Origin of the sequence: Arthrobacter sp. MW3 TE3886, assembly GCF_041262145.1 — a bacterium.
In the GTDB taxonomy this organism is placed as follows: Bacteria; Actinomycetota; Actinomycetes; order Actinomycetales; family Micrococcaceae; genus Arthrobacter.
Map to the genome: position 1 here is coordinate 1729711 of NZ_JBGCAN010000001.1, position 11266 is coordinate 1740976.

Consider the following 11266-nt stretch of genomic DNA (forward strand, 5'->3'; position numbering starts at 1 on the left):
TTGCGCCAAACCTTCCGGCACGGCTACTTCTGCGCGGGGGAGGTTTCGGTCGGGGACGTTTCGAACGGGAGGGGCGTGCCGACGTCGAACGGAACGGCACCCTGCGCCGGCGTCACGGTAAACCAGTAGCCGTCCTGCTCGGTGGCATAGATCAGCATCCGCCGGCGCCCGTCGAGTGGATCGCCTTCCGGATAGGACACCCCTCCGGTGCATGTCACCGGCATCGAAGCGATACGGAGCGGCCCTGGCCCCGGATCGCCCTTCAGGACGTCCTCGACCTCCACGACATGGATATGGGCCGTGTAGCCGTAAATTCTGGTTTCCGACTCGGTGCCCTGCGGTGTCCCGATGACTACCAGGGTCGCCTGCCGGAACTGTTCCTGGGCGGTCTCGAAACGGATCCAGTCGACGCAGGTTTCGGTCGTCGAGCCCGGCAGCAGACCGCATCCTGCCATCAGCATGCAAAGGATCCATCCCACCAACCCGAGCTGCACCGGCCTCCGCATCTTCAGAACCTAGCGGCTCGAAGCGGGAACGGTCCAGAGTAGGGGCGGCGCCCATCCCTGCACCGGGCCGAAAGTCCCAAGCATGCGCGCCCGGGCGGGCCTAGGGTGGAGGCATGGACCAGCGCAGTCTGATGCTGCGGGCAGTGAAGACGATCCACACCCTTGCCTGGCTCGTGATCGAGGCCTGCATGGCCTACGTCCTGTACGCCGGCATCACGGGCCGCAATGACCGGAAGACGAGGGCTGCCGCCGTCGTGGTCGCCGGCGAATCGCTGATCTTCGCAGGCACCGGCTTCCAATGCCCGTTGACCGTCGTCGCGCAAACACTTGGTGACGGCTCGGGCTCCGTCACGGACATCTACCTGCCGCGGTGGTTGGCGAATATCCTGCCCGGGCTCCACGTCCCCCTCATCCTCGTCGCCGTGCTGCTGCATTGGCGAAATTGGCGGAAACATGCGGTGCGCGATAGCGAGCGGCGGCTTCTGCTCGGGCGATAGTGCGCGCCCGCCTCACACCTTCGACCTGCCGCCGCCTAACCCTGGTCCCGCCGGCGGGGCCTTTGCGGGGCTGCCCCGGGTGCCCGGCGGACCGTCCGGGAGTTGCCCGGATTGCGGGTAATCTTAGAGAGTTCCGGAGCCGGCACGGTCGCTCCGGAGGAGTTCATGGCAGGCAGCAAAAGGCGAGGTTGATGGTCCACATCTGGAACGATCTGTCCGAGGTCCCGGCGGACTTTGGTCCGTCGGTGGTCACGTTCGGCAATTTCGACGGCGTGCACCGCGGCCACCAGCAGGTGCTGTCGCAGCTCATCCGTACCGCCCGGTTGAACCACGCACGCGCCGTCGCCATCACCTTCGACCCGCACCCCGCGCAGGTACACCGCCCCGAATCGGCTCCCGAACTGATCATGGGGCTGGAGGACAAGCTCGTGGCCCTCGGAGAGCTCGGCCTCGACGCCGTGCTGGTCATGAAGTACTCGCTGGAGCTCGCCAGCCTCACTCCCGAGGAATTCGTCGCGACAGTGCTGGTCGACAGCCTCAAGGCCAGCCATGTGGTGGTCGGCCACGACGCCCGGTTTGGCCGCGGCAATTCCGGCGACCTCTCCACCATGCAGCAGCTGGGCAAGAAGCTCGGGTTCGAGGTGCTGGTCATCAGCGAGTTCGGTTCAGAGGGCTTTCCCATCCACGACGACGACGGCACGGACCGCCGCTGTTCGTCCACCTGGGTGCGCGAGGCCCTGCGCGCGGGCGACGTTGCCACCGCCGCTGCCGTCCTCGGCAGGCCGCACAGGATGCGCGGCGAGGTGGTGCACGGCGCCGCACGCGGCCGCGACCTCGGCTTCCCCACCGCGAACCTCGCCTCGACGGCCACCGGGTACATCCCCGCGGACGGCATCTACGCCGGCTGGCTCGTGGACCAGGCCGGCACGCGCTGGCCCGCCGCCATCTCCGTGGGCTCGAACCCGACGTTCGACGGCGTGAGCCGCCAGGTCGAGGCCCACGTGATCGACCGCCCGGAAGAGTCTCCCGACGACTTCGATCTGTACGACCAGACAGTTGTGGTGGAATTTGTCGCCAGGCTCCGCGGCATGGTGGCGTACCGTGGGGCTGAAGCTTTGGTGGAGCAGATGCGCCTGGACGTCGTCCAGGCCCACGACCTCCTGTTCGCCCGCTGAAAACCGGGCCGGATCGGCGTCGGCCCCCGCGCTGACAATGTTCTGATTCACTGGAGCCGCGCGCTGATTGGCAGCCATGTGGCAAGGAAGGCAAGACGCATGACCATCGAGAAAAACACGAGGGAACTGGACCAGGACATTGTCCGGGACTTCAGCGCGCGGATGAGCTACTCGTCCTACCTGCAGTTGCCCACCCTGCTCAGCGCCCAGCAGCCGGTCAGCACCCCGGAACACCACGACGAGATGCTGTTCATCATCCAGCACCAGACCACGGAGCTGTGGCTGAAACTGGTACTGCACGAGCTTCGCAGCGCCGCCGCGTGGCTGCGGTCGGACGACCTCGGGTCCGCCCTGAAGGCGATCGCCCGCGTCAAGCACATTCAGAAGACGCTCACCGAGCAATGGTCCGTGCTGGCCACCCTGACGCCCACCGAGTACTCCCAGTTCCGCGGCTTCCTCGGCAACTCGTCCGGATTCCAGTCCAGCCAGTACCGTGCGGTCGAGTTCCTCCTCGGCAACAAGAACGCCAAGATGCTTCCGGTGTTCGAATCGGACCCCGATGCCCACGAGATGCTGCGCGAACTGCTCGAAGCCCCCAGCATCTATGACGATTTCCTCGCCTACCTCAAGCGCCAGGGCTTTGACGTCCCGGCCTCCGTGCTGGAGCGCGACGTCACCAAGGCCCACGAGTTCTGCCCCGAACTGGTCCCGGTGTTCAAGTACATCTACGAGAACGCCGCCGACAACTGGGGCGCGTACGAGGCCTGCGAGGAACTGGTGGACCTTGAGGACAACTTCCAGCTGTGGCGTTTCCGCCACCTGCGCACTGTCCAGCGGACCATCGGCATGAAGGCCGGCACCGGCGGATCCAGCGGCGCCGCGTTCCTGCAGAAGGCCCTCGAACTGACCTTCTTCCCCGAGCTCTTCGCCGTGCGGACGGAGATCGGCCAGTGAGCGTCTCCGCCAACACCGAAGCGACGGACATCCTGTGGCAGCGCGCCCTCGACCTCGACTCCGCGGATCCGCTGGCAGGCTACCGCGACCACTTCGTCGGCACGGACACGGACCTGTCCTACCTTGACGGCAACTCCCTGGGCCGTCCGCTCAAGCGGACCGTCACCGACATCGGCAGCTTCATCCAGGACAGCTGGGGCGGCCGCCTGATCCGGGGCTGGGACGAGGAATGGCTCGAGCTGCCCCAGAAGATCGGCGACCAGCTCGGCCGCGCCGTGCTCGGCGCGGCGCCGGGGCAGACCATCATTGCCGATTCCACCACCGTGGTGCTGTACAAGCTCATCCGCGCCGCGCTGGCAGCCGTCACTGATCCGGCCCGGACCGAGATCGTCCTGGACACGGACAATTTCCCCACCGACCGCTACCTGGTGGAGGGAATCGCCCGCGAAGAAGGCCTGACCCTGCGCTGGATCGACGCCGATCCCGCCTCCGGTGTCACCGTCGAGCAGGTGCGGGACGCCACCGGCCCGGCCACCGCCGTCGTGGTCCTGAGCCAGATCGCCTACCGCTCCGGCTTCCTCGCGGACCTGCCGGCCATCACCGCCGCAGTCCACGACGCCGGCGCCCTGGTGGTGTGGGACCTTTGCCACTCCGCCGGGTCTGTGGAGATCGCTTTGGACGACGCCGACGTCGACTTCGCGGCAGGCTGCACCTACAAGTACCTGAACGGGGGACCGGGTTCGCCCGCGTTCGCCTACGTCAACGCCCGGCACCTGTCCGGACTGCAGCAGCCCATCTGGGGCTGGATGGGACGCAAGGACGCGTTCGAAATGGGTCCCGGCTACGAGGCCGCTCCCGGCATCCGCGGCTTCCTCAGCGGCACTCCGGCGATCTTCGGGATGCTCGCCATGCGCGGCACCCTGGACCTGATCGAGGAAGCAGGGATGGCGTCACTGCGTGGGAAGTCACGGTTGCTGACGGCGTATGCCCTCGAACTCTACGATGCCTGGCTGGCGCCGGCCGGCGTGCAGCTGTCCACCCCGCGGGACGCGGAACTGCGCGGCAGCCATGTGACAATCGACCACCCGGCCTTCCGTGAAATGACGGCCACGCTGTGGGACCAGGATGTGATTCCCGATTTCCGCGCCCCGCAGGGCATCAGGATCGGGCTGTCGCCGCTGAGCACGTCCTTCGCGGAGCTGTACCGGGGCATCGAGGCAATTCGTGCGCTGCTCGCAGGCCAGGAAAGCGGATCCGCATCGCCGGCCGGGCCGGCGGGCGCGCCCGGCGGTTTCGACAAGACCACGGACGTGCCACTAAACTGAACGTTGGATCCGGCTGCAGTCCGTGGCGGCTGGCTCCTGTTGTGTACGGAATGCCCGGCTTCGGCGGGGGATTCCGGGACGGCACCCCCGGCAGTGCATTACTGATTCGGGCCTCACGGCACATCTCTAGGAGTTATTGTGGCACTTGAAGCCGCTGTAAAGCAGTCCATCATCAAGGATTTCGCAACGTCCGAGGGCGACACCGGTTCGCCGGAGGTCCAGGTTGCAGTCCTGACTCAGCGGATCAAGGATCTCACTGAGCACATGAAGGAGCACAAGCACGATTACCACACCCAGCGCGGTCTGCTGGCCATGGTTGGTCGTCGCAAGCGCATGCTCACCTACCTCAAGAACACTGACATCACCCGCTACCGTAAGCTCATCGAGCGCCTCGGCCTGCGTCGCTAGTCAGCTTTAAGGGGCGGCCCCTTCCGGACCGGAAAGGGCCGCCTTCTTCAGGAAAAAACTAAACAGGAGGATCAACCGCATCACGCATTCGCGGTCCTCGGTAGTGATCCCCGGGAACGGCCTCAAGGAATGAGGCCCGGCCCGTGGGTCTCGATCGATGACCGGGTGCAGTGCAGGCCAGTAGACAGATGCTGGACTGGGTTGATGCGGCTGGGCTCCGTGAACCAAGAAACGGAGGTGACTCTCTATGGAGGGTCCCGAAATCCAGTTCTCAGAAGCAGTCATTGACAATGGCCGCTTCGGCAAGCGTGTAATCCGCTTTGAAACCGGCCGCCTTGCCAAGCAGGCAGCCGGCGCAGCGATGGTCTACATCGACGAAGAGACCGCGCTGCTGTCCGCAACCACCGCCGGCAAGCACCCGCGTGAAGGTTTCGACTTCTTCCCGCTGACCGTCGACGTCGAAGAGCGTATGTACGCCGCCGGCCGCATCCCGGGCTCGTTCTTCCGCCGCGAAGGCCGTCCTTCGACGGAAGCCATCCTGGCCTGCCGCCTCATGGACCGCCCGCTGCGCCCCGCGTTCGTCAAGGGCCTGCGCAACGAGGTCCAGATCGTCGTCACCGTGCTGTCCATCAACCCGGACGAGCTCTACGACGTCGTCGCGATCAACGCGTCGTCGATGTCCACCCAGCTTTCCGGCCTGCCCTTCTCCGGCCCGATCGGCGGCGTCCGCGTTGCCCTCGTCGCCGACGAGAACGGCTCGCAGTGGGTTGCGTTCCCGAAGCACTCCCAGCTCGAGAACGCCGTCTTCAACATGGTCGTCGCCGGCCGCATCGCCGGTGACGACGTCGCCATCATGATGGTTGAAGCCGAAGCGACCGACAACTCCTGGAACCTCATCAAGGAACAGGGCGCCACCGCCCCGACCGAAGAGGTTGTCTCCGAGGGCCTCGAGGCTGCCAAGCCGTTCATCAAGGCCCTCTGCGAAGCACAGTCCGACCTGGCAGCCCGCGCCGCCAAGCCGACCGTCGAGTTCCCGGTCTTCCTGGACTACCAGGACGACGTCTACGCCGCTGTGGAGTCCGCTGCCGCCGAGAAGCTGGCCGCTGTCTTCCAGATCGCCGACAAGCAGGAACGCGACACCGCGTCCGACGAGCTCAAGGACGAGGTCACCTCTTCCCTGGCCGGCCAGTTCGAAGGCCGCGAGAAGGAGCTGTCCGCAGCCTTCCGCTCCGTCACCAAGCAGGTTGTGCGCCAGCGCATCCTCAAGGACCAGATCCGCATCGACGGCCGCGGCCTGACGGACATCCGCCAGCTCACCGCCGAGGTTGAGGTTCTGCCCCGCGTCCACGGCTCGGCCATCTTCGAACGCGGCGAGACCCAGATCATGGGTGTCACCACGCTGAACATGCTCAAGATGGAACAGCAGATCGACTCGCTGTCTCCCGTGACGCGCAAGCGCTACATGCACAACTACAACTTCCCGCCGTACTCCACCGGCGAGACCGGCCGCGTCGGGTCCCCGAAGCGCCGCGAAATCGGCCACGGTGCCCTCGCCGAGCGCGCCATCATGCCGGTGCTGCCGTCCCGCGAGGAATTCCCCTACGCCATCCGCCAGGTGTCTGAGGCTCTCAGCTCCAACGGTTCGACGTCGATGGGTTCCGTCTGCGCCTCCACGCTGTCCCTGCTCAACGCAGGCGTGCCGCTGAAGGCTGCCGTTGCCGGTATCGCCATGGGCCTGGTTTCCGACCAGGTTGACGGCCAGACCCGCTACGCCGCCCTGACCGATATCCTCGGCGCCGAAGATGCCTTCGGCGACATGGACTTCAAGGTTGCCGGTACCTCCGAGTTCGTCACGGCCATCCAGCTGGACACGAAGCTCGACGGCATCCCCGCCTCGGTCCTGGCCGCCGCCCTGAAGCAGGCCCGCGAAGCCCGCCTGCACATCCTGGACGTCCTGAACTCCGCGATCGACACCCCGGATGAGCTCTCCGAGTTCGCGCCGCGCGTCATCGCGGTCAAGATCCCGGTTGACAAGATCGGCGAGGTCATCGGCCCGAAGGGCAAGATGATCAACCAGATCCAGGAAGACACCGGAGCCGACATCTCGATCGAGGACGACGGAACTGTCTACATCGGCGCCACCAACGGCCCGTCTGCCGACGCAGCACGGTCCGCGATCAACGCCATCGCCAACCCGCAGATCCCGGAAATCGGTGAGCGCTACCTGGGCACGGTCGTCAAGACCACCACCTTCGGCGCCTTCGTTTCCCTGACCCCGGGCAAGGACGGCCTGCTGCACATCTCCGAGCTGCGCAAGATCGCCGGCGGCAAGCGCGTGGACAACGTCGACGACGTCGTCTCCGTGGGCCAGAAGATCCAGGTGGAAATCACCAAGATCGACGATCGCGGAAAGCTGTCCCTGTCGCCCGTAGTGGCTGACGAGGCAGGCGCAGACAACGCAGAAAACGCAGACAACGCTGAGGTCTCGGAGGAGTCCGCACAGTAGTCTCGAGCATCACAGCAGCGGGGCCGGTGGATCAACCACCGGCCCCGCTGCTGTTAAAGGTAGGATGGCAGGCAGATTTGGCATGTGTTCAATGAAAGGCCTTGATGACTGTCGTCCCCCTGCCGCTAGAGCAGAACCAGCACGCTGACACCCTGATCCACGGCGCCGACGGCGGCTCCGAGGTGCGACGCTCGGTCCTGCCCGGCGGCGTCCGCGTCCTCACCGAAGCGATGCCCGGCCAGCGCTCTGCCACGATCGGTTTCTGGGTCGGCGTCGGCTCCCGCGACGAGGCCCCCGGCCAGCACGGCTCCACGCACTTCCTGGAGCACCTGCTCTTCAAGGGCACCAAGCGCCGCACCGCGCTGGAAATCGCGTCGGCCTTCGACGAGGTCGGCGGGGAATCGAACGCCGCCACCGCGAAGGAAAGCACCTGCTACTTCGCCCGCGTGCTGGACACCGACCTTCCCATGGCGATCGACGTCATCGCGGACATGATCACCGGCGCGGTCCTGGACCCGCAGGAGATGGAGCAGGAACGGGACGTCATCCTCGAGGAAATCGCCATGGACAGCGACGACCCCACCGACGTCGCGCATGAGAACTTCGTCGCCGCCGTGCTGGGAACGCACCCGCTGGGCCGCCCCATCGGCGGCACCCCGGCAGCCATCCGGGCCGTGGCGCGCGACTCGGTGTGGGACCACTACCGCCGCTACTACCGTCCCGACGAGCTCGTGGTCACCGCTGCCGGCGGGCTGGACCACGACGTCGTCTGCGGGCTCGTGGTGGAGGCCCTGCACTCCGCCGGCTGGAACCTTGAGGCCGCGGCCGCCCCCGTGCAGCGCCGCTCCACCGAGCGTGCATCCATCACCGGCACGGCCGGCCTGCATGTGGTCAAGAGGCAGGTAGAACAGGCCAACATCATTATGGGTTGCCCCTCGCTGGTCGCCCACGGACGACCGGCGGTTCGTCATGAGCGTTCTCAACGCCGTCCTCGGCGGGGGCATGTCCTCCCGGCTTTTCCAGGAGGTCCGGGAAAAGCGCGGCCTCGTCTACTCGACCTACTCGTTCGCCTCCTCCTACGCCGACGCCGGCTATTTCGGCATGTACGCCGGATGCACGCCGTCGAAGGTCCGGCAGGTCATTGATCTGCTGGGCGCCGAACTGGACAAGCTGGCTGCCGGCGGCATCTCCGACGAGGAGCTCCGCAAGGCGGAGGGGCAGTTGTGCGGCGGAATCGTGCTGGCGCTGGAGGACACCGGTTCCCGGATGTCCCGGCTGGGCCGCGCGGAACTGGTCTCCGGCGAATACCAGGACATCGATGAGACCCTCCGCCAGATCAAGGCCGTCACAGCCGCCGAGGTCCAGGAGCTCGCCCGTGAGCTCGCGGCAGCCCCGCGGACCGTCACGGTGGTCGGCCCGTTCGAGGAAACCGAGACGTTCGGGCTCCTGGCCTAGACATCCCAGCTGGCGCGGCGTCATGATGGTGGCGGGGTCACTCGGGAGGAACTCCATATGGGAGAAACTGTGGACCGGCCACTGCCAGGCAGTGCATGCGAGGCGCTTGAGGGGTTCCTGGGCCATTGGACCGGGATGACGCACTGGGAGGCAACGGCGTGGGGTCCGGCGCGCAGCGCGGACACCGAGATCATCTTTTCGCGGGCGGCCGCCGGGCTCGCCGTCACCCAGAGCTACCGGCACACGGACGCGGACGGGAACCGCTCCGAAGGCCATGGTGTCTTTACGACGGACCCGGACCACCCCGACACCTTCTGGTACCACGTCAACAGCCTCGGACTGCCGCCCGAGGCGCCCGCGCGCGCCAGCATGGAGGGTGGCACATTGACCGTGGAACGGCGCAGCGACCGCGGCACCGCACGGCACACCTTCCGGGTGGACGACGGCGAACTGACGCACGCCGCCGGTCTCCGCCTGGGCAAGGCGAGCGACTTCACCCCCTTCATGACCACTGTGTGCCGCCGCGTCGCTGAGGGCGACGCCGTCCCGGCATGAGCCCTCGTCCCCGCATAAGGCCTCAGGAGGCTGCCTGCAGGATCCGGGTCTTTGGAGTTCCCTCAAGGGCGGGCGCCGCCCCGGCGGAGTTCCACACCTTCGCCTGAAGATTGGCCAACAAGGCCTCCGCCTGCTCGCGCTGCTCGAAGTCCAGCTCAACGACTACAGAGTGCGGGTCGTCCACGGGTTGGTTGATGCGGTACGCGGTGACGCCCGACGCCGCGCGGTTCACCGGATCACGGTCGAACGCCGCTTTCCACATGGCGAAATCCTTGATCTTATGCTCGATCTGCAAGGTGAACATGCTGCCCTCCTCGTTGGTGTGTGTTGCCCGCCGCGGCGGATATTCCACACTCTAGAACCGGCCAGCTAAACGCGATACCCCGGAATTTCTGCACCCGGCATACCGGCTTCATGGCGCGGGCGTGCCCGTCCTACCCGCCGGCGAACGGCGGCAGTACGTCGACGACGTCGGCCGCCTTGAGCACCGCGGCGTGGTCCCGGACGGCAACTTCGTTGAGCAGGAAACTGGAGCGGGACAGGAGGCGGGCCAGCGGCGGCGTACCGGCCGGCGGGTCGGGGCGCTCGACGGCGAGAATCGCCTCCAGCAGCGAGGCGAGGGTGTCGCCGTCGGCGAGCTCGTAGCGTTCCTCATCCACGCCGGCAGCAGCGCGCGCGGCAGCGAAGTAGCGTACATTCACGAAAAAATCAGCCTCCGATGGCGCTCATGCTGCGGTCCGGCTGGACGAAGTCGGGCGCGTCGAGGCCCACATGGTCCATGCCGTGGGCTTTGGGCTTGATCCACATGGCATCCTGCCAGCGCTCGGCGAGCTGTTCGTCGCTGGCGCCCTCGCGCAGCAGCCCCAGCAGATCCACTTCCTCGCGCGAGAACAGGCAGCTCATGATCTTTCCCTCGGCGGTGATGCGCGTCCGGCGGCAGTCTGAGCAGAACGGCTCCGTGACGGAGGCGATGATGCCCACGGTGCCGAGCACGGGGCCGGTGGCCTGGTCGGTGCCGGGAACGCGGGCCCGGACTTCGAACCGTTCCGCCGGGGCGCCGTCGCGGTCCCGCGGGTCGGAACTGAGCACATAGTCGGCGGAAAGCAGTTCGCGGATCTCCGCGGCGGTGATCATGTTCCGCCGGGTCCAGCCGTGGTCGGCGTCGAGCGGCATCTGCTCGATGAAGCGCAGTTCATAGCCGCGGTCCAGTGCCCAGGCCAGCAGGGCCGGGGACTCGGCGTCGTTGATCCCGCGCATGAGCACGGCGTTGAGCTTGACCGGGCCCAGGCCTGCGGCCCAGGCGGCGTCGACACCGGCGAGGACCCTGTCCAGGAAGGGCCGGCGGGTCAGCTTGGCAAAGGTTTCCTCGTGCAGGGAGTCCAGCGAGACGTTGATCCTGGACAGTCCCGCGGCCTTGAGCCCGGCGGCTTTCTTGTCCAGGCCGACGGCGTTGGTGGTCATTGAGATCGGCAGCTCGGGGTGGGCCTGGCGGAGCGCGGCGATGATATCGAGCAGGTCCGCGCGTACCAGCGGTTCGCCGCCGGTCAGCCGGAGTTCGCGCACGCCGAGCATGTCGACGCCGATCCGCACGATCCTGACGATCTCCTCCGCGGACATCACCGCCTGCTTGGACAGCCATTCCAGGCCCTCGGCCGGCATGCAATAGGTGCAACGCAGGTTGCACTTGTCCGTCAGTGAGAGGCGCATGTCCGTGGCCCGGCGCCCGTAGCGATCGACGAGCCCGGCAGGCAAGCCCTCCGGACGCCCGGACAGCGCGGCTGCAGCAGGCATTCCCGATCCGGGACTGCCTGCCACGCGGGGCTGGGGCATACCCAGTTGAACTGTCATAGAGTCAGGCTACGCCACCTCGCGGCCCACGTCACAG

11 protein-coding genes and 1 pseudogene are annotated in these 11266 nt (G+C 66.8%); 8 read left to right on the forward strand and 4 right to left on the reverse strand.

The features are described from left to right. Positions 1-23: 23 nt before the first annotated feature. Positions 24-461 carry a hypothetical protein gene (locus ABH915_RS07840; RefSeq protein WP_370119644.1) on the reverse strand — a complete coding sequence of 146 codons (438 nt, stop codon included), beginning with the start codon at positions 459-461 and terminating at the stop codon, positions 24-26. A gap of 158 nt (positions 462-619) precedes the next feature. On the opposite strand from ABH915_RS07840, the gene ABH915_RS07845 reads away from it, so the two are divergent. The 8 genes and pseudogenes from ABH915_RS07845 to ABH915_RS07880 all read left to right on the forward strand — a co-directional run bounded on the left by ABH915_RS07845 (position 620) and on the right by ABH915_RS07880 (position 9381). Continuing rightward, positions 620-1003, forward strand: coding sequence for a hypothetical protein (locus ABH915_RS07845; protein ID WP_370119647.1), 384 nt, complete (start codon positions 620-622; stop codon positions 1001-1003). A gap of 191 nt (positions 1004-1194) precedes the next feature. Continuing rightward, positions 1195-2178 (forward strand): bifunctional riboflavin kinase/FAD synthetase, encoded by a 984-nt coding sequence (locus tag ABH915_RS07850; RefSeq protein ID WP_026538295.1) that lies wholly within the window; start codon positions 1195-1197, stop codon positions 2176-2178. 99 nt (positions 2179-2277) lie between these two features. Beyond that, positions 2278-3132: a tryptophan 2,3-dioxygenase gene (gene kynA, locus ABH915_RS07855; protein ID WP_370119650.1), complete on the forward strand. Its 855-nt coding sequence runs from the start codon at positions 2278-2280 to the stop codon at positions 3130-3132. Beyond that, positions 3129-4457, forward strand: a complete 1329-nt coding sequence (kynU, locus tag ABH915_RS07860) for a kynureninase (protein ID WP_370119653.1) — start codon at positions 3129-3131, stop codon at positions 4455-4457. The genes kynA and kynU overlap by 4 nt, the downstream gene beginning before the upstream one ends. 138 nt (positions 4458-4595) lie before the next feature. After that, positions 4596-4865 (forward strand): 30S ribosomal protein S15, encoded by a 270-nt coding sequence (gene rpsO, locus ABH915_RS07865; RefSeq protein WP_018774485.1) that lies wholly within the window; start codon positions 4596-4598, stop codon positions 4863-4865. Positions 4866-5112: 247 nt separating this feature from the next. Beyond that, complete coding sequence (locus ABH915_RS07870; RefSeq protein WP_026538296.1) at positions 5113-7371, forward strand: polyribonucleotide nucleotidyltransferase; 2259 nt, start codon at positions 5113-5115, stop codon at positions 7369-7371. 104 nt (positions 7372-7475) lie between these two features. Beyond that, positions 7476-8826 (forward strand): annotated as a pseudogene (locus tag ABH915_RS07875) (M16 family metallopeptidase). 57 nt (positions 8827-8883) lie between these two features. Then, the gene (locus ABH915_RS07880; RefSeq protein ID WP_043423003.1) at positions 8884-9381 is read left to right on the forward strand and encodes a hypothetical protein; all 498 of its coding nucleotides are present in this window, start codon (positions 8884-8886) and stop codon (positions 9379-9381) included. A gap of 22 nt (positions 9382-9403) precedes the next feature. On the opposite strand, the gene ABH915_RS07885 is transcribed toward ABH915_RS07880, so the two are convergent. The 3 genes from ABH915_RS07885 to moaA all read right to left on the reverse strand — a co-directional run bounded on the left by ABH915_RS07885 (position 9404) and on the right by moaA (position 11229). Next, positions 9404-9685 (reverse strand): hypothetical protein, encoded by a 282-nt coding sequence (locus ABH915_RS07885; protein WP_370119658.1) that lies wholly within the window; start codon positions 9683-9685, stop codon positions 9404-9406. Between the two features lie 130 nt (positions 9686-9815). Continuing rightward, positions 9816-10082, reverse strand: coding sequence for a MoaD/ThiS family protein (locus tag ABH915_RS07890; protein WP_370119661.1), 267 nt, complete (start codon positions 10080-10082; stop codon positions 9816-9818). A 7-nt stretch (positions 10083-10089) separates the two neighbouring features. Next, the gene (gene moaA / locus ABH915_RS07895) at positions 10090-11229 is read right to left on the reverse strand and encodes a GTP 3',8-cyclase MoaA (protein WP_370119664.1); all 1140 of its coding nucleotides are present in this window, start codon (positions 11227-11229) and stop codon (positions 10090-10092) included. Positions 11230-11266: the final 37 nt, after the last annotated feature.

Excerpts from the sequence above, each read along its gene's own strand:
- kynA (WP_370119650.1), top strand. The coding sequence starts at position 2,278 with ATGACCATCGAGAAAAACACGAGGGAACTGGACCAGGACATTGTCCGG.
- ABH915_RS07880 (WP_043423003.1), top strand. The coding sequence starts at position 8,884 with ATGGGAGAAACTGTGGACCGGCCACTGCCAGGCAGTGCATGCGAGGCG.
- ABH915_RS07850 (WP_026538295.1), top strand. The coding sequence starts at position 1,195 with ATGGTCCACATCTGGAACGATCTGTCCGAGGTCCCGGCGGACTTTGGT.
- moaA (WP_370119664.1), bottom strand. The coding sequence starts at position 11,229 with ATGACAGTTCAACTGGGTATGCCCCAGCCCCGCGTGGCAGGCAGTCCC.
- ABH915_RS07870 (WP_026538296.1), top strand. The coding sequence starts at position 5,113 with ATGGAGGGTCCCGAAATCCAGTTCTCAGAAGCAGTCATTGACAATGGC.
- ABH915_RS07840 (WP_370119644.1), bottom strand. The coding sequence starts at position 461 with ATGCTGATGGCAGGATGCGGTCTGCTGCCGGGCTCGACGACCGAAACC.
- ABH915_RS07885 (WP_370119658.1), bottom strand. The coding sequence starts at position 9,685 with ATGTTCACCTTGCAGATCGAGCATAAGATCAAGGATTTCGCCATGTGG.
- ABH915_RS07845 (WP_370119647.1), top strand. The coding sequence starts at position 620 with ATGGACCAGCGCAGTCTGATGCTGCGGGCAGTGAAGACGATCCACACC.